The 22,813-nt window shown below is 71.9% G+C and carries 20 protein-coding genes; 14 read left to right on the top strand and 6 right to left on the bottom strand.

Translation table 11 applies throughout. From position 1 onward, the window contains the following. Positions 1 to 10: 10 nt before the first annotated feature. Positions 11 to 1,036 carry a 4-hydroxy-3-methylbut-2-enyl diphosphate reductase gene (locus EV562_RS14190; protein ID WP_133887162.1) on the bottom strand — a complete coding sequence of 342 codons (1,026 nt, stop codon included), beginning with the start codon at positions 1,034 to 1,036 and terminating at the stop codon, positions 11 to 13. A 104-nt stretch (positions 1,037 to 1,140) separates the two neighbouring features. Here EV562_RS14190 and EV562_RS14185 point away from each other — a divergent pair, with 104 nt between their 5' ends. The 3 genes from EV562_RS14185 (at position 1,141) to EV562_RS14175 (ending at position 4,114) form a co-directional block, all read left to right on the top strand. Further along, on the top strand, positions 1,141 to 2,523 hold the full coding sequence (locus tag EV562_RS14185) for an APC family permease (protein ID WP_133887161.1): 1,383 nt from the start codon (positions 1,141 to 1,143) through the stop codon (positions 2,521 to 2,523). A gap of 121 nt (positions 2,524 to 2,644) precedes the next feature. Then, positions 2,645 to 3,853, top strand: a complete 1,209-nt coding sequence (gene xseA / locus EV562_RS14180; protein ID WP_133887160.1) for an exodeoxyribonuclease VII large subunit — start codon at positions 2,645 to 2,647, stop codon at positions 3,851 to 3,853. 9 nt (positions 3,854 to 3,862) lie between these two features. Then, entirely contained in the window at positions 3,863 to 4,114 is a 252-nt protein-coding gene (locus EV562_RS14175; RefSeq protein WP_133887159.1) for an exodeoxyribonuclease VII small subunit, read from the top strand. Positions 4,115 to 4,198: 84 nt separating this feature from the next. Here the strand turns inward: EV562_RS14175 and EV562_RS14170 are convergent, their stop codons facing one another. After that, a complete protein-coding gene (locus EV562_RS14170) occupies positions 4,199 to 4,417 on the bottom strand; it encodes a DUF4287 domain-containing protein (RefSeq protein WP_133887158.1) in 219 nt (72 codons plus the stop codon). Between the two features lie 323 nt (positions 4,418 to 4,740). Here EV562_RS14170 and EV562_RS14165 point away from each other — a divergent pair, with 323 nt between their 5' ends. Continuing rightward, on the top strand, positions 4,741 to 5,331 hold the full coding sequence (locus EV562_RS14165) for a malonic semialdehyde reductase (RefSeq protein WP_133887157.1): 591 nt from the start codon (positions 4,741 to 4,743) through the stop codon (positions 5,329 to 5,331). A gap of 159 nt (positions 5,332 to 5,490) precedes the next feature. Here EV562_RS14165 and EV562_RS14160 read toward each other — a convergent pair whose 3' ends face one another. Next, positions 5,491 to 6,027, bottom strand: coding sequence for a DUF4245 domain-containing protein (locus EV562_RS14160; RefSeq protein ID WP_166661777.1), 537 nt, complete (start codon positions 6,025 to 6,027; stop codon positions 5,491 to 5,493). A 126-nt stretch (positions 6,028 to 6,153) separates the two neighbouring features. On the opposite strand from EV562_RS14160, the gene glpX reads away from it, so the two are divergent. Next, a complete protein-coding gene (gene glpX / locus EV562_RS14155) occupies positions 6,154 to 7,185 on the top strand; it encodes a class II fructose-bisphosphatase (RefSeq protein WP_133887155.1) in 1,032 nt (343 codons plus the stop codon). Between the two features lie 110 nt (positions 7,186 to 7,295). On the opposite strand, the gene EV562_RS14150 is transcribed toward glpX, so the two are convergent. Together EV562_RS14150 and EV562_RS14145 are read right to left on the bottom strand one after the other, a co-directional pair. Further along, positions 7,296 to 7,673, bottom strand: a complete 378-nt coding sequence (locus EV562_RS14150) for a WhiB family transcriptional regulator (RefSeq protein ID WP_133887154.1) — start codon at positions 7,671 to 7,673, stop codon at positions 7,296 to 7,298. Between the two features lie 105 nt (positions 7,674 to 7,778). Further along, the gene (locus EV562_RS14145) at positions 7,779 to 8,459 is read right to left on the bottom strand and encodes a DUF1707 domain-containing protein (RefSeq protein ID WP_133887153.1); all 681 of its coding nucleotides are present in this window, start codon (positions 8,457 to 8,459) and stop codon (positions 7,779 to 7,781) included. A 200-nt stretch (positions 8,460 to 8,659) separates the two neighbouring features. Between EV562_RS14145 and EV562_RS14140 the strand changes: the two genes are divergently transcribed. The 4 genes from EV562_RS14140 (at position 8,660) to EV562_RS14125 (ending at position 15,152) form a co-directional block, all read left to right on the top strand. Next, positions 8,660 to 10,327 (top strand): fumarate hydratase, encoded by a 1,668-nt coding sequence (locus EV562_RS14140; RefSeq protein ID WP_166661776.1) that lies wholly within the window; start codon positions 8,660 to 8,662, stop codon positions 10,325 to 10,327. 141 nt (positions 10,328 to 10,468) lie between these two features. Beyond that, positions 10,469 to 11,875, top strand: a complete 1,407-nt coding sequence (locus EV562_RS14135; RefSeq protein WP_133887151.1) for a class II fumarate hydratase — start codon at positions 10,469 to 10,471, stop codon at positions 11,873 to 11,875. 88 nt (positions 11,876 to 11,963) lie between these two features. After that, complete coding sequence (locus tag EV562_RS14130) at positions 11,964 to 12,674, top strand: DUF402 domain-containing protein (protein ID WP_133887150.1); 711 nt, start codon at positions 11,964 to 11,966, stop codon at positions 12,672 to 12,674. A gap of 297 nt (positions 12,675 to 12,971) precedes the next feature. Beyond that, positions 12,972 to 15,152, top strand: a complete 2,181-nt coding sequence (locus EV562_RS14125) for an ATP-binding SpoIIE family protein phosphatase (protein ID WP_133887149.1) — start codon at positions 12,972 to 12,974, stop codon at positions 15,150 to 15,152. 83 nt (positions 15,153 to 15,235) lie between these two features. On the opposite strand, the gene EV562_RS14120 is transcribed toward EV562_RS14125, so the two are convergent. Then, positions 15,236 to 17,563 carry a transglycosylase domain-containing protein gene (locus EV562_RS14120; protein ID WP_166661775.1) on the bottom strand — a complete coding sequence of 776 codons (2,328 nt, stop codon included), beginning with the start codon at positions 17,561 to 17,563 and terminating at the stop codon, positions 15,236 to 15,238. A gap of 291 nt (positions 17,564 to 17,854) precedes the next feature. On the opposite strand from EV562_RS14120, the gene EV562_RS14115 reads away from it, so the two are divergent. The 5 genes from EV562_RS14115 (at position 17,855) to EV562_RS14095 (ending at position 22,792) form a co-directional block, all read left to right on the top strand. Next, complete coding sequence (locus EV562_RS14115; RefSeq protein WP_133887148.1) at positions 17,855 to 18,793, top strand: SPFH domain-containing protein; 939 nt, start codon at positions 17,855 to 17,857, stop codon at positions 18,791 to 18,793. Beyond that, positions 18,790 to 19,083 (top strand): hypothetical protein, encoded by a 294-nt coding sequence (locus tag EV562_RS14110; protein WP_133887147.1) that lies wholly within the window; start codon positions 18,790 to 18,792, stop codon positions 19,081 to 19,083. Before EV562_RS14115 ends, EV562_RS14110 begins: the two co-directional genes overlap by 4 nt. Before the next feature lie 159 nt (positions 19,084 to 19,242). After that, a complete protein-coding gene (locus EV562_RS14105; RefSeq protein ID WP_133887146.1) occupies positions 19,243 to 19,767 on the top strand; it encodes a PadR family transcriptional regulator in 525 nt (174 codons plus the stop codon). After that, entirely contained in the window at positions 19,764 to 20,453 is a 690-nt protein-coding gene (locus tag EV562_RS14100) for an ABC transporter ATP-binding protein (RefSeq protein WP_133887145.1), read from the top strand. Before EV562_RS14105 ends, EV562_RS14100 begins: the two co-directional genes overlap by 4 nt. Next, positions 20,450 to 22,792 carry an FtsX-like permease family protein gene (locus tag EV562_RS14095; RefSeq protein ID WP_166661774.1) on the top strand — a complete coding sequence of 781 codons (2,343 nt, stop codon included), beginning with the start codon at positions 20,450 to 20,452 and terminating at the stop codon, positions 22,790 to 22,792. Before EV562_RS14100 ends, EV562_RS14095 begins: the two co-directional genes overlap by 4 nt. Positions 22,793 to 22,813 lie beyond the last annotated feature (21 nt).

The raw sequence follows: 22,813 nt of genomic DNA, 5'->3' as shown, positions 1-22,813 counted from the left end.
CGACTGACGGTCACGCTCCGGGCGTACCCGCCGTGCCCGAGCCGCCCCGCTCCGCCACCAGGGACGCCGCCTCCTCGCGCAGGTCGCGGCGCAGCTCCTTGGGGAGGGAGAAGGTGATCGACTCCTCGGCGGCCTTGACGATCTCCACGTCCTCGAAGCCGCGCTGCGAGAGCCACTCCAGGACCTGCTCGACCAGGACCTCGGGGACGGAGGCGCCGGAGGTGACGCCGACCGTGGTGACGCCGTCCAGCCAGGTCTCGTCGATCTCGTCGGCGAAGTCCACCAGGTACGCCGCGCGGGAGCCGGCCTGCTTGGCGACCTCGACGAGGCGCTTGGAGTTGGAGGAGTTGCGGGAGCCGACGACGATCACCAGGTCGGCCTCGGTGCCCATCTGCTTCACCGCGAGCTGGCGGTTCTGCGTGGCGTAGCAGATGTCGTCGCTCGGCGGGGAGATGAGCTGCGGGAACTTGTCCTTGAGCGCGTCGACGGTCTCCATGGTCTCGTCGACGGAGAGGGTGGTCTGGGAGAGCCAGACGACCTTCGACGGGTCACGGACCTCCACCTTGGCGGCGTCCTCGGGTCCGTCGACGAGCTGGATGTGGTCGGGGGCCTCGCCGGAGGTGCCGATGACCTCCTCGTGACCCTCGTGGCCGATCAGCAGGATGTCGTAGTCGTCGTTGGCGAAACGTACGGCTTCCTTGTGGACCTTGGTGACCAGCGGGCAGGTGGCGTCGATGGTGGCGAGCCGGCCGCGCTCGGCCTCCTCGTGGACGACGGGGGCCACGCCGTGCGCGGAGAACATCACGATGTTCCCCTCGGGCACCTCCTCCGTCCGCTCGACGAAGATCGCGCCCTTCTTCTCCAGGGTCTGGACGACGTACTTGTTGTGCACGATCTCGTGCCGGACGTACACCGGAGCCCCGTACTGCTCCAGGGCTTTCTCGACGGCGATCACGGCGCGGTCCACACCCGCGCAGTAGCCACGGGGGGCGGCGAGCAGGACACGGCGGCCAGGCGAAGCAGTCATGGCACCCATCGTAAGGCCGCGTTCGGCGGGTCAAAGATCGCGTGGGTGCGGCGTTGCCGGGGAGACTGGCGGGAACGTCTGGAGACGGAGTCCGAGGCGCAGGCGGAGGAACGATGTCGCAGAGCGGTACGACGGCCCCCGGGGCCGGTGAGCAGCAGCAGCTGAGGCGCAGCCTGGGCTTCAGGGACCTGGTCGTCTACGGGCTGCTGTTCATCGCGCCCATGGCGCCGGTCGGCGTGTTCGGCACGCTGGACGCCAAGTCGCACGGTGCGGTGGCCCTGGTCTACGTCGTCGCCACGGTCGCCATGGCGTTCACCGCGTTCAGCTACGCCCAGATGGTGCGGGTGGTCCCCCAGGCGGGGTCGGTGTTCGCCTACGCGCGCGCGGGGCTCGGCGACGGGGCCGGCTTCGTCGCGGGCTGGATGGCGATGCTGGACTACATCCTCATCCCGGCGGTGGCCTACCTGTTCTCCGGCATCGCGATGGAGGCGCTGGTCCCCGAGGTGTCGCGGTGGGTGTGGACGGCGATCGCGGTGGTCGTCACGACGCTGCTGAACCTGTGGGGGGTGCGGACGGCGGCCCGGGTGGGCTTCCTGGTGCTCGCCATGGAGATCGTCGTACTGCTCGTCTTCGTGGCCACGGCGATCGTGGTCCTGGCGCAGGACGGGGCCGAGCGGGACTGGCTGTCGCCGCTGTCCGGGGACGGCACGCAGGGCGCGTTCGCACTGTCGGCGGTGGTCGGCGCGGTGTCGGTGGCGGTGCTGTCGTACCTGGGCTTCGACGCGATCGCCACGTTCGCCGAGGAGGTCACCGGAGGGTCGGCGAAGGTCGCGCGGGCGCTGCTGTTCTGCCTGGCGCTGGCCGGTGTGCTGTTCGTGGCGCAGACCTACCTGGTGGCGCTGCTGGAGCCGGTGTCGTCGGCGCGGCTGGCGGCGGAGCCGGAGCTGCAGGGGTCGGCGTTCTACGACGCCGTGGACGCCTCGGTGGGCACGTGGCTGCACGACCTGGTGGCGGTGAGCAAGGCGATCGGCGCGGCGTTCGCGGCGCTGGCCGGGCAGGCGGCGGCCGGGCGGCTGCTGTTCGCGATGGGCCGCGACCGGCGGCTGCCGGGCGTGCTGGCCCGGACGGACGCCGGGGTGCCGCGGGTGGCGCTGCTGGTGTCTGCGGTGATCACGATGGCGGCGGCGGTGTGGGCGGCCCGCCGGGACGACGGCCTCGACCACCTGGTCTCGGTCGTCGACGTCGGCGCGCTGACCGCGTTCACCCTGCTGCACGCGAGCGTGGTGGGCTGGTTCGCGGTCCGGCGCCGAGGGGGGACGGTGAGCTGGTGGCGGCACCTGCTGGTGCCGGTGCTGGGCGCGGCGATCACCATCGCGGTGATCGTCGAGGCGTCGGGGACCGCTCAGGTGGTCGGGGCGGTCTGGCTGGTGGTGGGTCTGCTGGTGCTGGCGGTGCAGTGGAGGGGCCGCAGGGACGCGGACCCGGCGGGCGTGTGACGGGGGACGGACACGGAGGGCCGGGGCCTGTGACGGGGAACGGCCGCGGTGGGCCGGGGCGTGTGACCGGGGACGGACACGGAGGGCCGGATTGTCGGACCCGGCCGTTACGCTCGGGCGCATGGCTGCCAACTCGACCCCCGAAAGCCCCCTGCCCGTGGGCGAGGTGTCCCGGCTGATCGGGGGCTGGATCGACCGGCTCGGCGCGGTGTGGGTCGAGGGGCAGATCACGCAGTTGTCGCGGCGGCCGGGCGCCGGTGTGGTGTTCCTGACGCTGCGCGACCCGTCGTACGACATCTCCGTGAGCGTGACCTGCTACCGGCAGGTGTTCGACGCCGTGGCGGACGTGGTGGGCGAGGGCGCCCGGGTGGTCGTGCACGCCAAGCCGGAGTGGTACGCGCCGCGGGGGCAGCTGTCGCTGCGGGCCGCCGAGATCAAACCGGTGGGCGTCGGGGAGCTGCTGGCCCGTCTGGAGCAGCTGAAGAAGTCCCTCGCGCGCGAGGGACTGTTCGCGGCGGAGCGGAAAAAGCCGCTGCCGTTCCTGCCGCAGCTGATCGGCCTGGTGTGCGGGCGGGCCTCGGCGGCCGAGCGGGACGTCCTGGAGAACGCCCGGCACCGCTGGCCCGCCGTCCGCTTCGAGGTGCGCAACGTCCCCGTGCAGGGGGTGCACGCGGTGCCGCAGGTGGTGCAGGCGGTGAAGGAGCTGGACGCGATCGACGACGTCGACGTGATCGTCGTCGCGCGCGGCGGGGGCAGCGTCGAGGACCTGCTGCCGTTCTCCGACGAGCAGCTGGTGCGGGCGGTCGCCCAGTGCCGTACGCCGGTCGTCTCGGCGATCGGCCACGAGCCGGACAGCCCCCTGCTCGACCTGGTCGCCGACCTGCGCGCGTCCACGCCGACCGACGCCGCGAAGAAGGTCGTGCCGGACGTCGGCGAGGAGTACGAGCGGGTGCGGCTGCTGCGCGACCGCGCCCGGCGCTGTGTGGCGGCGTTCGTCGACCGTGAGGAGCGGGGGCTGGCGCACGCGCTGGCCCGGCCGTCGATACAGGATCCGCACCGGATGATCGAGGAGCGGGCCGAGCAGGTGACGGCGCTGCTTGAGCGGGGCCGCCGTGCGCTGCGGCACCACCTCGACCGGGCCGACTCCGAGCTGACGCACACGCACGCGCGCGTGGTCGCCCTCTCCCCCGCCGCGACGCTCAAGCGCGGGTACGCCGTGCTGCAGCGGGCCGACGGCCACGCGGTCCGTGACCCCGGCGAGGTGGAGCCGGGCGAGACCCTGCGGGCGCGGGTCTCCGAGGGCGATTTCTCCGTACGAGTCGACGCATAGGGTGGGTGGATGACCAGCGAGGTGGAGCAGCCGACGGCGATGTCCGAGGCGCTCGGGTACGAGCAGGCGCGGGACGAGCTGATCGAGGTGGTCCGGCGGCTGGAGGCCGGCGGTACGACGCTGGAGGAGTCCCTCGCCCTGTGGGAGCGGGGCGAGGAGCTGGCGAAGGTCTGCCGTCGCCGGCTGGACGGCGCCCGGGCACGCCTGGACGCGGCGCTGGCCGAGGAGGAGGCAGCCGACGAGGACGAGGAGCGGGCCTAGGGGTGTCGTTTGGATCTTGCCGTGGGTCGCGGGGTCGGCAACAGGGCACCGTCGCCCGGAGCCGGCCTGATCCGAACGACACCCCTACCCCTCCTTCGCCGTGTCCTCGGCCAGGGTGTGCGCGACGAGCGCGTTGGCGTGCCCGTGGCCCAGGCCGTGCTCGGTCTTGAGCCAGGTGACCAGTTCCATGTGCTTGGTGAGCGGCGAGGACCGGACGAGGTCCTTCCACTCCGCGACCGGGCGGCCGTACTTCTTCTCGATGGACGGGAAGTAGGAGGCCGGGCCCTTCACGCTGGCGGTCATGTCGTTGCGCTCCTTGGGTACGAGGTGCCGCGGTTTCCGCGATGCCGAGGCGGCGCGGGGTGCGCGGCGATGTGACCTTCATGACCGCGGCGGACGCCGGAAGTGATCGCCGATCACGTGTGATGCCCGTCACGCCACCTTCCGTGCGGCGTCGACGGCGGGAACAGGTCCGCTCGCCCCTTGCCCCACGCGGCCAGGTGAAGCGGATCACCGCCGTCCCCTTTTTGGTTGAACCTTGAACTTCTTTGTCGTAGGGTCGTCCCCGTCAACGGCTCCCGGCCCGCACGGGACGTGGAGCCGACGCACCCGGAGAAAGATCACGCATGTCTCTCGTTCTTGACCCCGCCGCCCAGGACCTGCTCTTCCGCGAGGCCCGCACCGCGAACACCTTCACCGACGAGCCGGTGACCGAGGAGCAGGTGCAGGCGATCTACGACCTGGTCAAGTACGGCCCGACCGCCTTCAACCAGTCGCCGCTGCGCATCACGCTGGTCCGCTCCCCCGAGGCCCGCGAGCGCCTGGTGGCGCACATGGCCGAGGGCAACCGGCCCAAGACCGCCGCCGCCCCGCTGGTCGCGATCCTCTCGGCGGACAACGAGTTCCACGAGGAGCTGCCGCACCTCTTCCCGCACTTCCCCGCCGCGAAGGACGCCTTCTTCAGCGAGCGCCCGGTGCGCGAGGGCGCCGCCACGCTGAACGCCGCCCTGCAGGCCGCGTACTTCATCGTCGGCGTCCGCGCCGCCGGCCTGGCCGCCGGACCGATGACCGGCTTCGACTTCGAGGGCGTGCGCAAGGAGTTCCTGGACGACGACCACACCCCGCTGATGGTCGTCAACATCGGCCGTCCGGGCCCGGACGCCTGGTTCCCGCGCTCCCCGCGCCTGGCCTACGACCAGGTCGTCACCACGGTCTGAGGACCGCGGTCCGTGCGCCGGCGTCCTCCGAGACCCGCGCACGCACATCGTCGAAGCCCCCGGTGACGCACCGGGGGCTTCGTCGTGCCCGCGAGGAAGGCCCACGAGGACACCCCCGAGGACGGCCCCCGCGGAGGACCGCGCGGCTACGGCGCCGGCTCAGGCCAGCTTCAGCGCCGCGGCCATGCTGCCCAGCTGCTCGAACGACCCGGTGCCGGCGACGACCGTCGTCGCGCCCTTCACGCCGTCGGTGTCCCGCAGTACCAGGGCCTCGTACCGGCCGCCGGTGTAGCGGGTCCAGGTCCGGCCGCCGATCTCCTCGGTGGTCGCGGTCCTGCGCCCGCCCTGGCTGGCCTCCTCGATGAACTCGTCCGGCTTCCGCGTCGACTGCTCGACGGCCACGTACTCACCGTCGGGCGCGCGGTAGCCAAGGTGCCAGGAGTCGCCGTCGGTGCCGCGGTAGCGGACGGAGGTCGGCTTCCACTCCTCGGCCAGCCCCTCGGGCGCCGCCACCGGGTACGGTGCGGCGCGGCGCGCGGTGGTCAGCTCGACCGTGTAGTCGACCCGCTTGAGGTCGGGCCCGCCGTCGTCGTCGTGCGGGATGAAGAGATACATGACCAGTCCCGCGAGAACGATGACCCCCAGGGAGAGGACCATGTCCCGGGCCGTCTTCTGCTTGCCGTTCGTACCTGCCACGCCCCCCATCGTCGCAGGTCCCTCATGTGCTCATACGTGGGGTCCCCTGCTCATTTTGTCGGACTGACGATAGAGTCGTGGCCACACCCTCATCCGGCCGTCGTCGTATCAGAAAGGTGCGTTCCGATGACCGAGCATCATCTCCCCTCCGAGCTGGACGTCCCCTCGGAGGCTCCCGACCGCAACCTCGCCATGGAGCTGGTGCGGGTCACCGAGGCCGCGGCGATGGCCGCCGGCCGCTGGGTCGGGCGCGGTGACAAGAACGGCGCCGACGGTGCCGCCGTGCGCGCCATGCGCACCCTCGTCCACACCGTCTCGATGAACGGCGTCGTCGTCATCGGCGAGGGCGAGAAGGACGAAGCCCCGATGCTCTTCAACGGGGAGCGGGTCGGGGACGGGACCGGCGCCGAGGTCGACATCGCCGTCGACCCGATCGACGGCACCACGCTGACCGCCAACGGCATGACCAACGCGATCGCGGTGCTGGCCGCCGCCGAGCGCGGCTCCATGTTCGACCCGTCCGCGGTCTTCTACATGGACAAGCTGGTCACGGGCCCCGAGGCCGCCGACTTCGTCGACATCAACGCGCCCGTGGCCGTGAACGTCCGCCGGATCGCCAAGGCCAAGCGCCGCACGCCCGAGGACGTCACCGTCGTCATCCTCGACCGCCCCCGGCACCAGGGCCTGATCAAGGAGGTCCGGGAGACCGGCGCCCGGATCAAGCTGATCTCCGACGGCGACGTGGCCGGCTCCATCCTGGCCCTGCGCGAGGGCACGGGCATCGACCTGCTGCTCGGCGTCGGCGGCACGCCGGAGGGCATCATCTCGGCCTGCGCCGTGAAGTGCCTGGGCGGCACCATCCAGGGCAAGCTGTGGCCCAAGGACGACGAGGAGCGGCAGCGGGCGGTGGACGCCGGGCACGATCTGGACCGGGTGCTGACCACCGACGACCTGGTCTCCGGGGACAACGTCTTCTTCGTCGCCACCGGCATCACCGACGGCGAGCTGCTGCGCGGGGTGCGGTACCGGTCGGAGACGGCGACGACCGACTCGATCGTGATGCGGTCCAAGTCGGGCACGGTGCGGCGGATCGACTCCGAGCACCGGCTGAGCAAGCTGCGGGCGTACAGCGCGGTGGATTTCGACCGGGCGAAGTGACTCCGTGGGTTTCGCGGGGCGCCCATGGACGCTCCGCGCGGCCGTGAATCGCCCCGACGTCGAAAGGGCACCCTCGGTGCGGAGAGGGTGCCCTTTCGGTCGCCTGAGTTCTAGCCGGCCGCGGCTATGCGGCCCGTCTGGCGGGCGGCGTTCTTGAGTTCCACCTCGCGGCGGCGGCGCCGGGCCAGGACCACGCGGCGCTCGGCGGCGGTGAGGCCGCCCCAGACACCGTAGGGCTCGGGTTGCAGCAGGGCGTGCTCACGGCACTCGACCATGACCGGGCAGCGCGCGCAGACCCGCTTCGCCGCCTCTTCGCGGGAGAGCCGGGCGGCGGTCGGTTCCTTGGAGGGGGCGAAGAACAGTCCGGCCTCGTCGCGCCGGCACACCGCCTCGGTGTGCCACGGAGCGTCTTGGTCCCTGTCCCGCACGGGCCCCCGCTGGGCCGGAACGGCAGCTACCTGCAGGGACGAATGCGGCGGTTGCAGCACGGGTCTACTCCTGACGACGGCTTCGCTAGCGAGAGACGATGCGTCAAGGCTTACCCGTTGTACGCGTGCCTATGCACTGAGTCCCCGACCGCTGCCGGTGCCGCGCTACAGGTGCTTGCGCATCCCCTTCTCGACCCGGCGGTGCACCCGGTCGAGGATGTCCGCGACGACCTTGCCGCGCCTGGGACGCACATCGACGCTGCCGAGAACGGCCCAGCCGTCGACGTACACGACGGGGGCCTCGGCCTCGGCGGAGTCGTGGGTGTGGACCTCGAAGCTGCCGAGGACGCTGCCCCCGGCGCCGCGCACCGACACGTTCTCCGGGACCCGCACCTCGACGCTGCCGAAGACGGAGAACGCCTTGACGACGACCTGCTGGTACTCGAAGACCGCCTCGCTGAGGTCGATCTCGACGCTGCCGAAGACCGCGTAGGCGTGGATGCGGCGGTTCGCCCGCCAGCGGCCCTTGCGGACGGCGCTGCTGAAGACCGCCACCACGTTCTCGTCGGGTTCCGCGGGGACGGCGCCCGGGGTGGGCCGGTTGGGCGCCGGGGCGGTGGCCTCCCGGCCGCGGTGGGCGGCGGGCAGGTCGCGCACGAAGACGTCCAGCTCGCCGACGGTCTTGGCGGCCAGCACGCCCTCGACGCGCTCGGCGTGCTCGGCGGCGGTGAGCCGCCCCTCGGCGAGGGCTTCGCGCAGCATGTCGGCGACACGGTCGCGGTCGGCGTCCGAGGCGCGCAGCTCGGAGGTACGCGGGACGGCTGGGGCGTGCTTGTGAAGGTCCACCGCCGTAGCGTACCGAAACGCGATAGATCGCGACCAGCCCTGTGGACAACCTCGTCGGGGACGGGCAGCGGCCGACTGAGCCTTACCTCACAAGCCCCGCGCCCCGGCCAGGTTCTACGCTGGTTGGCGCTGCCGATGGAGGCCAGCCGTCGTTGCTGAGGAATCCAGCCGCGCGTGATGTCGAGTGAGGAATGGGCGAGATGCCTGAGTTCGCGTACACCGATCTGCTCCCCCAGGGTGAGGACACCACTCCGTACCGGCTGGTGACCGCCGAGGGCGTGTCCACCTTCGAGGCCGACGGGCGGACCTTCCTCAAGGTGGAGCCGGAGGCGCTGCGCAAGCTGGCCGAAGAGGCGATCCACGACATCCAGCACTACCTCCGCCCGGCGCACCTGGCGCAGCTGCGCCGCATCATCGACGACCCCGAGGCGTCCGGCAACGACAAGTTCGTGGCGCTCGACCTGCTGAAGAACGCGAACATCGCGGCGGCGGGCGTGCTGCCGATGTGCCAGGACACCGGCACGGCGATCGTCATGGGCAAGCGCGGACAGAACGTGCTGACGGCGGGCGGTGACGAGGAGGCCCTCAGCCGCGGCATCTACGACGCCTACCGGAACCTCAACCTGCGGTACTCGCAGATGGCTCCGCTCACCATGTGGGAGGAGAAGAACACCGGCTCCAACCTCCCGGCCCAGATCGAGCTGTACGCGACCGACGGCGGCGCCTACAAGTTCCTGTTCATGGCGAAGGGCGGCGGCTCGGCCAACAAGTCCTTCCTCTACCAGGAGACGAAGGCCGTCCTGAACGAGTCCTCCATGATGAAGTTCCTGGAGGAGAAGATCCGCTCGCTCGGCACGGCCGCCTGCCCGCCGTACCACCTGGCGATCGTGGTCGGCGGCACGTCGGCCGAGTACGCGCTGAAGACCGCGAAGTACGCCTCCGCGCACTACCTGGACGAGATCCCGGCCGAGGGCTCGGCGCTCGGGCACGGCTTCCGGGACAAGGAGCTGGAGGAGAAGGTCTTCGAGCTGACCCAGAAGATCGGCATCGGCGCGCAGTTCGGCGGCAAGTACTTCTGCCACGACGTGCGCGTGGTGCGGCTGCCCCGGCACGGGGCGTCCTGCCCGGTCGCCATCGCCGTGTCCTGCTCGGCCGACCGGCAGGCCGTCGCGAAGATCACCGCCGAGGGCGTCTTCCTGGAGCAGCTGGAGACCGACCCGGCGCGCTTCCTGCCGGAGACGACGCAGGAGCACCTCGACGAGTCCGGCGACGTCGTCGAGATCGACCTGAACCAGCCGATGGACGCGATCCTCGCCGAGCTGGCCAGGCACCCGGTCAAGACCCGGCTCTCGCTGACCGGTCCGCTGGTCGTGGCCCGCGACATCGCGCACGCCAAGATCAAGGAGCGGCTGGACGCGGGCGAGGAGATGCCGCAGTACCTGAAGGACCACCCGGTGTACTACGCGGGCCCCGCGAAGACGCCGGAAGGCTACGCCTCGGGTTCCTTCGGCCCGACGACCGCCGGGCGCATGGACTCCTACGTGGAGCAGTTCCAGGCGGCGGGCGGCTCCAAGGTGATGCTGGCCAAGGGCAACCGCAGCAAGCAGGTCACCGACGCCTGCGACGCGCACGGCGGCTTCTACCTCGGCTCGATCGGCGGCCCGGCGGCCCGGCTCGCGCAGGACTGCATCAAGAAGGTCGAGGTCGTCGAGTACGAGGAGCTCGGCATGGAGGCGGTCTGGAAGATCGAGGTCGAGGACTTCCCGGCGTTCATCGTGGTGGACGACAAGGGCAACGACTTCTTCCAGGACCCGGCCCCCGCGCCCACGTTCACGACGATCCCGGTACGGGGCCCCGGGCTGGCCTGACGCCCCCCGCGACGCGTGAGGCGGCCCCCACCCGGCGACGGTGCGGGGGCCGCCCGCGTGTGGGGGTACGGCGCGGGTCGGCCCGTACGGTCGGGGAATAGGTAGGTCCGACCCTGTGCTGATCTTCGTGGAGGTACGACGATGACGACGAGCGGAACCGACGACACCGACTACCGGGTCGAGCACGACTCCATGGGCGAGGTCCGTGTCCCCGCCCACGCCAAGTGGCGGGCGCAGACGCAGCGTGCCGTCGAGAACTTCCCCGTCTCCGGGCAGCGGATCGAGCGCGCGCACATCGAGGCGCTCGCGCGGATCAAGGGCGCGGCCGCCAAGGTCAACGCCGAGCTGGGCGTGCTCGACCAGGACGTCGCCGCCGCGATCCGGGAGGCGGCCGGCGAGGTCGCCGAGGGGAAGTGGGACGAGCACTTCCCCGTCGACGTGTTCCAGACGGGGTCGGGGACCTCGTCCAACATGAACGCCAACGAGGTCATCGCCACCCTGGCCGGTGAGCGGCTCGGCCGTGACGTGCACCCCAACGACCACGTCAACGCCTCCCAGTCGTCCAACGACGTCTTCCCGTCCTCGATCCACATCGCCGCGACCGCCGCCGTCACCCGGGACCTGGTCCCGGCCCTCGACCACCTCGCCGGCGCCCTGGAGCGCAAGGCGGCGGAGTTCGCCGACGTGGTGAAGTCGGGGCGTACGCACCTGATGGACGCCACGCCGGTCACGCTGGGCCAGGAGTTCGGCGGGTACGCCGCACAGGTGCGGTACGGCATCGAGCGGCTGGAGGCGTCGCTCCCCCGCCTCGCCGAGCTGCCGCTGGGCGGCACCGCCGTCGGCACCGGCATCAACACCCCGCCCGGTTTCTCCGCCGCCGTCATCGAGGAGGTGGCCCGGGCGACCGGGCTGCCGCTGACCGAGGCGCGCGACCACTTCGAGGCGCAGGGCGCCCGGGACGGCATCGTCGAGACGAGCGGACAGCTGAGGACCATCGGCGTCGGCCTGACGAAGATCGCCAACGACCTGCGGTGGATGGCGTCCGGGCCGCGCACCGGACTCGCGGAGATCGCGCTCCCCGACCTGCAGCCCGGGTCGTCCATCATGCCCGGCAAGGTCAACCCGGTGATCCCCGAGGCGGTCCTCATGGTCGCCGCCCAGGTCACCGGCAACGACGCGACGGTCGCCGCCGCCGGAGCGGCCGGCAACTTCGAGCTGAACGTGATGCTGCCGGTCATCGCCAAGAACGTACTGGAGTCGGTGCGGCTGCTGGCCAACGTCTCCCGGCTGCTGGCCGACCGGACGGTGGACGGCGTCGTCGCGCACCGCGAGCGGGCCCGCGAGTACGCCGAGTCGTCCCCCTCCGTCGTCACGCCGCTCAACAAGTACATCGGGTACGAGGAGGCCGCCAGGGTCGCCAAGAAGGCGCTGGCGGAGCGGAAGACGATCCGTCAGGTCGTCCTGGAGGGCGGGTACGTCGACCGCGGCGACCTCACGCACGAGCAGCTCGACGAGGCGCTGGACGTGCTGCGGATGACCCGTCCGTGAGGGCCGCCGGCCGGGCCCGGGGCGGGCGCCGGCGGGCGCTGCGGCGATCGGCGGCGCGCCGCTTGGCCATGGCACCTAATATCTCCGCATGACAGACGGTGAAGCGGTGAGCGCGACGGCGGGACGGGGAGCGGACGGTCCGGCGGGCCCGGTGGACTTCTGGGCGCCCGGCAGCCGGATCCTGTGGCGGTACCGGGAGAACGGCGGTCCGCACGTGCACATCGCCCGTCCGGTCACCGTGGTGCGGGACGACGCCGAGCTGCTCGCCGTGTGGCTGGCGCCCGGCACCGAGTGCGTGAAGCCGGTCCTCGCCGACGGCACTCCCGTGCACCTGGAGCCGCTGGCCTCGCGCTACACCAAGCCGCGCACGGTGCAGCGCGACCGGTGGTTCGGCACGGGCGTGCTGAAGCTGGCGCGGCCCGGTGAGGCCTGGTCGGTGTGGCTGTTCTGGGACCCGGGCTGGCGGTTCAAGAACTGGTACGTGAATCTGGAGCAGCCGCTGACCCGGTGGGAGGGCGGGGTCGACTCCGAGGACCACTTCCTGGACATCTCCGTGCACCCGGACCGTACCTGGCACTGGCGGGACGAGGACGAGTTCGCGCAGGCGCAGCGGGACCGGCTGATGGACCCGGCGCAGGCCGAGCGGGTGCGCCGGGCGGGCCGTGCCGCGGTCGCGGAGATCCGTGCCTGGGGTTCGCCGTTCGCCGACGGCTGGGAGGACTGGCGGCCCGATCCGGCGTGGCCGGTACCGCCCCTGCCGGCCGACTGGGATCGCACGCCCGCGCACGTGTCCTCGTGAGACCCTTGATGTGCCCCCCGGCAGGAAACGTAGGATCGTCCTCCGCAACGAGCGCGGCAGCGGCAACCTGCGGAGTGTGCACTGTGCTTGACCGATCGTCACCGAGGGGCGGCAGGACGTGAGCGAGGGGTACGAGGGCAACACGGAGACGGGCCGCAGACGGTCCGCCGGTGACACAGGAACTGCCTCTGACCACGCGGGAATCCCGTTCCGTGGGCACGGATTGCGGGTATCGGGATTTCTGCGGGACGAACTGCACGCGACGCGCGCAGTCCCGGACGGACGGATTCGACACGCGTGACGGAGCACCCGACCTCCTTCGACCGCCCCACGACGGGCGCGGACCCCACGGATCCCCGCGGGGCGCTCCTGCGTGCCCCAGGGGCGCCGGGCGCCTCCGGGTCCGCGTTACCGGCCCAGGGGCCCGCCGGGGACCCGCCGCCCGGCGCGGGCCCGGACTCCCCGGGAACCTTCGAGCACGCCCAGCCCGGCGCCGAGCACGCCGCCGAGTCCGACGCGCACCGTCCGCGGCCCGTGGCCGAGGGAGTCCCGGTCCAGCCGGACGGCGGGCGGCAGGGCAGCGCGCCGTCGAGCGGTGCGGCCCCCGGGGACTCCCCCTCGGACGGCGCGCCCCCGGGCGTCGGCGGCGGGCGGGCCGGACTGCTGCGGTCCGGCTCCGGGGCACCGGCCGGCGCCGCGGTCCGGCGCGGGGCGCCGCCGGAGCAGGACCGGCGTACCGGGCAGCCCACCGCGCCCGGACAGCCCACGCCCATGCGGCGGGACGGCGACCGGCTGCGCTTCGTCGGGGCCGCGACCCGGCGGATCGCCCGCGGCATGGACCTCGACGAGATCGTGATGGGGCTGTGCCGGGCCACCGTGCCGACCTTCGCGGACGCCATCCTCGTCTATCTGCGCGAGCCGCTGCCGGTCGGCGACGAGCGGCCCACCGGTCCGCTGGTGCTGCGGTTGCGGCGCACCGACCGGATACCGGCCGAGCGGGACACCGAGGGGGCCTTCACGCCCGCCGCCCCGCCCGAGCCGTCCGAGCTGGAGACGGTCGGCGCCGAGCTGTGCGAGGTGCGGCCGGGCAGTGCGCTGGCCGAGGTGCTGCGCGGGGTGCGCCCGGTGTTCACGGACGCGCCAGCCGCCCGCGCCGCGCTGCCGGAACTGCTGGGCGAGGAACGCGACTTCGCACTGCCCGACGGCCGCAGGGCGATCCTCGCGCCGCTGCGCGGCCGGCGCCGGGTGATCGGCGCCGCGCTGTTCCTGCGCGGCCCGGAGCGCGTCGCCTTCGAGGCCGACGACCTGCTGGTGGCCGCGCAGCTCGCCACGCACAGCGCGCTCGGCATCGACAAGGCGGTGCTGTACGGGCGTGAGGCGTACATCGCCGACGAGTTGCAGCGCACGATGCTCCCGGAGAACCTGCCGCGCTGCACCGGCGTGCGGCTGGCCTCCCGCTACCTCCCGGCCGCCGAGACGGCGCGGGTCGGCGGCGACTGGTACGACGCCATCCCGCTGCCCGGCAGCCGGGTCGCGCTGGTCGTCGGGGACGTGATGGGCCACTCCATGACGTCGGCGGCCATCATGGGCCAGCTGCGGACCACCGCGCAGACCCTGGCCGGGCTCGACCTGCCCCCGCAGGAGGTGCTGCACCACCTGGACGAGCAGGCCCAGCGCCTGGGCACCGACCGCATGGCGACCTGCCTGTACGCGGTGTACGACCCGGTCTCGCACCGCATCACCGTCGCCAACGCCGGGCATCCGCCGCCCGTCCTGCTGCACCTGGGCGGCCACGCCGAGGTGCTGCGGGTGCCGGCCGGCGCCCCGATCGGCGTGGGCGGCGTGGACTTCGAGGCCGTGGAACTGGACGCCCCGGCCGGCGCGACCCTGCTCCTGTACACGGACGGGCTGGTCGAGTCCCGGCTGCGGGACGTGTGGACGGGCATAGAGCAGCTGCGGGAGCGGCTGGCGGCGACCGCGCGGCTGACCGGCCCCGACCATCCGCCGCCCCTGGAAGCCCTGTGCGACGAGGTGCTGGACATGCTCGGCCCGGGCGACCGGGACGACGACATCGCGCTGCTCGCCGCCCGCTTCGACGGCATCGCGCCCAGCGACGTGGCGTACTGGTTCCTCGATCCCGAGGACGCGGCTCCCGGCAAGGCACGGCGTCTGGCCCGGCGGGCGCTCGCCCGCTGGGGCATGGAGGACCTCACGGACTCCGTGGAGCTGCTCGTCAGCGAGGTCGTGACCAACGCGGTGCGGTACGCGTCGAAGCCGGTCACGCTCCGGCTGCTGCGTACGGACGTGCTGCGCTGCGAGGTCGGCGACGACGTGCCGCAGCTGCCCCGGCTGCGGCAGGCGCGGGCGACCGACGAGGGCGGGCGCGGACTGTACCTGGTGAACCGGCTGGCCCGGCGCTGGGGCGCGACCCGGCTGAGCACCGGCAAGGTGGTGTGGTTCGAGCTGAACCGCGGCTGAGGCGCGCGGAGGAGCGGCGACGCGCGAAGGGGCGCCCGGTGAGCACCGGGCGCCCCTTCGCGCGTGCAGTGGCCGTCGGCGGACTACGGCGCCAGGTCCGCGCCGGGGAAGTCGGGTTCCCCTGACTCGGTGGAGCCGCCGCCGTCGGGCGGTGTCTCGCCGCTGGACGCGCTGTTCGACGGTGACTGCGACGGCGACTCGGGCGGCTCCTCGGTCGTCGGGTCGCTGGACGGCGGCGCCTTGGTCGTCGGGTCGTCGGACGGCGGCGGTTCCTCGCTCGTCTCCTCCTGCGAGGGCGACTTGCTCGGCGACTCGGAGACCGTCGGCGACTTGCTGGGCTTGACCGCGGCGCCCTGCTTGGTCTTCAGGTCGAACTTGGTGACCTCGTCCATGACGCCGAAGGTGTACGCGGACCAGATCTCCGCCGGGGGGCCGCCGCCGTTGACGCGGTAGTCCACGCCGGCCGCCCTGTACATGGGGACCTGCTTGTGCGGGGGCGTGTCGTCCTCGCCGAACAGGCCGACCGAGGTGACCAGGCCGGGGGTGAAGCCGGTGAACCAGGCCGACTTGTTGTTGTCGGACGTACCGGTCTTGCCGGCCACCTGCTGGCCGTCGCGCAGCGGGTTCTCCCGCACGGACGTCTTGGCCGTACCGTCGTCGACCACGCCGGTGAGCACGGAGGTCACGGTGTCCGCGGCCTCCCGGCTGATGACGTTCTCGCCCACGGGGTCGGGCATCTCGATCGTGCGGTCCTTGTGCTCGACCGCCTTCACGATCGCCGGGGTGACCTTCTTGCCGTGGTTGTCGAAGGTGGCGTAGACGCCGGCCATCTCCAGGGGGCTGGCGCCCATGCTGCCCAGGGTCTGCGCGGGCACGGCCTGCTCGCCCTCGGTGTCCATGCCGAGGTCGGCGGCGACCTTCATGACCTCGGACATGCCGACGTCGGTGCCCATCTGCGCGAAGACGGAGTTGACGGACTTGTTCATCGCCTCCTGGACGTCGATCTCGCCGTAGTCCCGGTCGTCCTCGTTGGGCGGGGCGAAGCCGACCTTCTGGTCGCCGTCCATCACAGGGCGTTCGCTGTCGCCGTCGTAGAGGGTGTTGGCCGTGATCGGCACGCCGTCCTGGGTCTCGGCGTCGTGGTCGACGGCGGCGGCGAGGATCACCGGCTTGAAGGTGGAGGCGGGCTGGTAGTCGTCGCGGGTGGCGTTGTTGGTGTAGTGCTTCAGGTAGTTCACGCCGCCGTACATCGCCACGACGGAGCCCGTCTTCGGGTCGACCGAGACGGCTCCGGCCTGGACGTCCGCGTCGACCTTCCGCTTGCCTGGGTCCAGCTTGTCGGTGAGCTTCTCCTTGACGGCCTTCTCCAGCGCGGCCTGCTTCTTCTTGTCGATGTTGAGGGTGACGGTGTAGCCGCCGAGGTCCACCAGGGCCTTGGCCTGCTCCATGTCCTCGGCGGCGCCCTGGGCGACGAGCTGCTTCTTGAGCGCGTGGTCGGCCGCGTCGACCAGGTAGCCGACCTGGCCCTCCTTGCCGGCGGCGGCCTTGGGCTCCTTGGGCTCGGGGAACTTCATGCCCTGCCGGTCGCCCGCGCCCAGCCACTTCTGCTCGACCATGTTGTCCAGGACGTAGTTCCAGCGCTGCTGGACGAGCTTCTTGCCGGTCTCGCTGGCGATCGCCCAGTCGTACTGGTTCGGCGCCTGGAGCAGGGCCGCGAGGTAGGCGCCCTGTTCGACGGTGAGGTCCTCGGCGTCGACGCGGTAGTAGGCCTGGGCGGCGGCCTGGATGCCGTAGGCGCCGCGACCGTAGTAGCTGGTGTTGATGTAGCCGGCCAGGATGTAGTCCTTGGACTTCTCCCGGTCCAGCTTCAGGGAGATGACCAGTTCCTTCAGCTTGCGCGAGACCGTCTGTTCCTGGGTCAGGTAGTAGTTCTTGACGTACTGCTGGGTGATCGTCGAACCGCCCTGGGCGCCCTTGCCGGAGAGGGTGTTGAGCACACCGCGCGCGGTGCCCTTCAGGTCGACGCCGGCGTCGTTGTAGAACGTCTTGTTCTCGGCGGCGACGAAGGTGCGCTGGACGTCCTTGGGGATCTTGGCGAGGTCGACGATCTCGCGGTTGCGGTCGCCGGTGCGGGCCATGACGCTGCCGTCGCTGTACTTGTAGACGTTGCTCTGCAGCTCCGCCTCGGGGTTGCCCTCGGGGATGTCGATCATCATGTACAGCACGATGAAGGCGCCCATGCCGAGCAGGCAGAGGCCGAAGAAGGTGCCGAGGATCTTCTTCCAAGTGAACAGCCGGCGTATGCGGCTCTTGCCGCCCGCGGCACCGCCCGCGGTCGACGAACGGCGGCGTTTCGGCGCCGCGCGGCGTCCACCGCGCTGTCGCGCTCTTCTCTCTTCCGCTCGTCCCATGGGTCCGATCCGCTCCGCTTCGGTCATCTGTGGGCACGTCTCGCTCACGCGTCACACAGGTTCGTCGCTCAGGTCAGCTCAGAAAGCTAACACCGGGAGATATGACAAACGGCAACTGATCCGGCCTTGTACGGACGTGAGAATCAGCACCCGCTCCACAGGAACCGACGTACGAGAGGGGTTCAGGGTTGTGATTCGGCGGTAAAGTGATATCACTTAGCTAGACAAGCGATAGACGAAGACGGATGCCGCGGCGCGCCCCGGCCCGCCCGGCGAGAACGGGGGACACCCATGTCCACACACGATGCCCCGCAGGTCACCGCGGATGTGCCCGAGATGCCGGCGCCCCGGGTAAGGGAGCAGCAGGCGCACAGCATCGGCGGCGGTTTCGCGCTGCTGCTCGGTCTGGTCGGACTGCTCGTCGGCGCGGGCCTGGTCGTCACCGCCACGGCGGTCGACTCGGCCGGCGGCAAGGCCGGGCTGATCATCGGAGGCATCCTGATCGCCCTGGCCGCCTTCCTCGCGATGTGCGGGCTGAACATGGTCGCGCCGGGCGAGGCCCGCGTGGTGCAGCTCTTCGGGCGGTACCGGGGGACGATCCGCCAGGACGGCCTGCGCTGGGTCAACCCCTTCACCTCCCGCACCAAGATCTCGACGCGGGTGCGCAACCACGAGACGGCCGTCCTGAAGGTCAACGACGCCTACGGCAACCCGATCGAGCTGGCGGCGGTCGTGGTGTGGCGGGTGGAGGACACCGCGCAGGCCACCTTCGAGGTGGACGACTACATCGAGTTCGTCTCCACCCAGACCGAGGCCGCCGTGCGGCACATCGCCATCGAGTACCCCTACGACGCCCACGACGAGGACGGCCTCTCGCTGCGCGGCAACGCCGAGGAGATCACCGAGAAGCTCGCCGTCGAGCTGCACGCGCGCGTGGAGGCGGCCGGCGTGCAGATCATCGAGTCCCGCTTCACCCACCTCGCCTACGCGCCGGAGATCGCCTCGGCGATGCTCCAGCGGCAGCAGGCCGGCGCGGTGGTCGCGGCGCGGCGGCAGATCGTGGACGGCGCGGTCGGCATGGTCGAGGCGGCGCTCGCCCGGATCAGCGAGCAGGGCATCGTGGAGATGGACGACGAACGCAAGGCGGCCATGGTGTCCAACCTGATGGTCGTGCTCTGCGGGGACCGCGCCGCCCAGCCGGTCCTGAACACGGGGACGCTCTACCAGTGACACCCCCGTCCGAGGGTTCCGCGCCGTCCGGGGACTCCGCGCCCGAGGGCCCGGCCCCCAAGCGCCGGCCGCAGCAGCGCAAGCAGGTGCTGCTGCGGCTGGACCCGCACGTGTACGAGGCGCTGGCCCGCTGGGCGGGCGACGAGCTGCGCTCGGCCAACGCCCAGATCGAGTTCCTGCTCCGCCGGGCCCTGGCCGAGGCGGGCCGGCTGCCCGGCGACACCGGGCCGCTGCCGCGCCGGGGCCGCCCGCCGAGGAGCGGCGGACCGGGGGCCGCGCCACCGTCCTGACGGCGGGGCGGGGGCGGTCCGTGAGGCGCCGCCCCCGCCGTAGCGGAACCGTGACAATCGGCCCCGACCTGCGGCGCCGCCCCCTTCTTGCACCGGCCGCCACGACCTCTGCACGGTGCGTATACATAGCGCGTATACACCGTGTGTAGAGTGCTCGTCATGTCCATCGGTCACACCCTCCTGGGGCTCCTGGAGTCCGGTCCGCGCCACGGTTACGACCTCAAGCGCGCCTTCGACGAGAAGTTCGGTCACGACCGGCCGCTGCACTACGGCCAGGTCTACTCGACGATGTCCCGCCTGCTGAAGAACGGCCTCGTGGTGGTCGACGGCATCGAGACGGGCGGCGGTCCCGAGCGCAAGCGGTACGCGATCACCGACGAGGGGATCACCGACGTACAGCAGTGGCTCGCCACGCCGGAGAAGCCCGAGCCGTACCTCCAGTCGACGCTGTACACCAAGGTCGTCCTCGCGCTGCTCACCCACCGCGACGCCGCCGACATCCTCGACACCCAGCGTTCGGAGCACCTGCGCAGCATGCGCATCCTCACCGACCGCAAGCGCAAGGGCGACCTCGCGGACCAGCTCATCTGCGACCACGCCCTCTTCCACCTCGAGGCCGACCTGCGCTGGCTGGAACTGACCGCCGCGCGCCTCGACAAGCTCCGTGAGGCGGTAACCCGATGACTCCTCCCGCAGGTTCCCTGCTCTCGGCCGAGTCGCTCCGCAAGGCCTACGGCCCGACCCTCGCCCTCGACGACGCCGCGTTCTCCATCCACCCCGGCGAGGTCGTCGCCGTCATGGGCCCCTCCGGGTCCGGCAAGTCGACGCTGCTGCACTGCCTCGCCGGCATCGTGACGCCCGACTCGGGGACGATCACGTACAACGGGAGTGAGCTGTCCGCGATGTCCGACGCCCGGCGCAGTGCCCTGCGCCGCTCGGACTTCGGCTTCGTGTTCCAGTTCGGCCAGCTGGTGCCGGAGCTGACCTGCGTCGAGAACGTCGCCCTTCCGCTGCGTCTGAACGGCACCTCCCGCAAGGAGGCCGAGCGGACCGCGCTGACCTGGATGGAGCGGCTGGAGGTCGACGACCTCAAGAAGAAGCGGCCCGGCGAGGTCTCCGGCGGCCAGGGGCAGCGGGTCGCGGTGGCGCGCTCGCTGGTCACGAGCCCCCGGGTGCTCTTCGCCGACGAGCCGACCGGCGCGCTGGACTCCCTCAACGGGGAGCGCGTGATGGAGCTGCTCACCGACGCGGCCCGTTCCACCAACGCCGCCGTCGTGCTGGTCACGCACGAGGCACGGGTGGCCGCCTACTCCGACCGCGAGATCGTCGTGCGCGACGGCAAGTCCCGGGACATGGAGCGCGTCGTATGAGCGTGCGCCAGTGGGCCGCGGACCTGATGCTGGGCGTCCGCTTCGCCTTCACCGGGGGCCGGGAGGGCTGGACCCGGGCCGTACTGACGGCCGTCGGCGTCGGGCTCGGCGTGGCCCTGCTGCTGCTGACGACGGCCCTGCCGAACGCGCTCACCGTCCGGCACGACCGGGAGGCGGCGCGCTCCGACATCTCCTTCACCATCGATCCGATGCCGAAGGCGGACGACACGCTCGTGGTCGCCCACGTCGACGAGGACTTCCGCGACGACGACGTCCGCGGCCGGGCCCTGGAGCCCGAGGGGCCGCGGGCACCGCTGCCGCCCGGGGTGGAGAAGTTCCCCGCGGTGGGCGAGATGGTGGTGTCCCCCGCGCTGAAGGAGCTGCTGGACTCGGACTCCGGGGCACTGCTGCGCGAGCGGCTGCCGGACCGGATCGTCGGCACCATCGCGGAGGAAGGGCTGATCGGCTCGGCCGAACTCGCCTACTACCAGGGCGCGGAAGGGCTCGCCGAGCACATCACCGCGGGCCGGATCGAGCGCATCGACCGCTTCGGCGACCCGAAACCCGGTGAGGAGCAGTCCGATCCGGTGCTGCTCCTGCTGATCCTCGTCGTCTTCGTGGTGCTGCTGATGCCGGTCGCGGTGTTCATCGCCGCGGCCGTGCGCTTCGGCGGCGAGCGACGGGACCGACGGCTCGCGGCGCTGCGCCTGGTGGGCTCCGACAGCCGCATGACCCGGCGCATCGCCGCCGGTGAGGCCCTGGCCGGCGCGGTCCTCGGACTGGTCTTCGGCGCCGGGTTCTTCATGGTCGGGCGGCAACTGGCGGGCAACGCCGAGGTGTTCCGCATCAGCGTGTTCCCCAGCTACCTCAATCCCTCCCCGGTGCTGGCCCTGCTGGTCGCCGTGGCGGTGCCGGCGGCCGCGGTACTGGTGACGCTGTTCGCGCTGCGCGGGGTCGTCATCGAGCCGCTCGGCGTGGTGCGCGCGGGCCGGCCCGCCCGGCGCCGGCTGTGGTGGCGGCTGGTTCTGCCGCTGGCCGGACTGGCGATGCTCTACCCGATGATCGGCAACGGGCGCGAGAACGGCGACTTCAACCAGTACCTGGTGACCGGCGGTGTGATCCTGCTCCTGGTGGGCGTGACCGCGCTGCTGCCGTGGATCGTGGAGAGCGTCGTCGCGCGGCTCGGTTCCGGCGGCGTGGCCTGGCAGCTGGCCGTGCGCAGGCTGCAGCTGAGCAGCGGTACGGCGGCCAGGATGGTCAACGGCATCGCGGTGGCGGTCGCCGGGGCGATCGCGCTGCAGATGCTGTTCGCCGGCGTGGACGACGACTACACCAAGTCCACCGGGCAGGACGTGTCGTGGGCGCAGATGGAGGCGACCTTCCCGAGCGGGACCCCGACGGACCGGGCGGCCGGGAAGTTCCGCGACACGAAGGGCGTGAAGGAGGTCTTCGGCTACTCCGAGGGCTGGCTGGGCGACCGCCCCCAGGACCCGGACAACGGCACGACGCTGACCGTGGGCGACTGCGCCGCGCTGCGGGAGATCGCCCGTCTGCCCTCGTGCGCCGAGGGGGACGTGTTCGTCGTCCACGGCGCCGAGTGGGACGGCGACGAGGACGTGACGAAGCTGGCCGTGCCGGGCCGGAAGCTCTACGCGGACCCGTCCTACGAGGGCGGCCCGAAGCGTCCCGCGGTCCCCTGGACGATGCCGGAGGGCGTCAAGGCCGCGAAGCCGCGTACCGGTCTGCTCGCCGGGACCGACCGGGGCGGCTTCCTGATGACGCGGGAGGCGATGCCGGAGGCGCTCGTGCCGGCACTGGACGGGCACGCCTACCTCCGGCTGGACGAGTCGGTGCCGGACGTGCACGACCTGGTACGGAACACCACGGTGTCCATCGACCCGCTGGCGGACACCGTGACCTGGTCGGAGACCGAACGCACCGACCGGTTCGACGCCGTCCGCACCGGCCTGTTCGTGGGGGCCGCCTGTGTGCTGGCGCTGATCGGCGCGAGTCTGCTGGTCTCGCAGCTGGAGCAGCTGCGCGAGCGGAAGAAGCTGCTGTCGGCCCTGGTCGCCTTCGGCACCCGCCGTCGCACGCTCAGCCTGTCGGTGCTGTGGCAGACGGCGATCCCCATCGTGCTCGGCCTGCTGCTCGCCTCCGCGGTGGGCCTGACCCTGGGCACGGTGCTGCTGAAGATGACGAACACCCCGGTCCACGTCGACTGGACCGGCGTGCTGTCCATGACCGGCATCGGCGCGGCGGTCGTCCTGGTCGTCACGCTGTGCAGCCTGCCGCCGCTGCTGCGGCTGATGCGGCCGGAGGGACTGCGGACCGAATAGCCGCAACCGTACGCGACCGGG

It is taken from the genome of Streptomyces sp. BK208 (genome assembly GCF_004364245.1).
GTDB lineage: Bacteria > Actinomycetota > Actinomycetes > Streptomycetales > Streptomycetaceae > Streptomyces.
The sequence above is the reverse complement of the archived record's forward strand: the minus strand, read 5'-3'. Positions and strand labels throughout refer to the sequence as shown.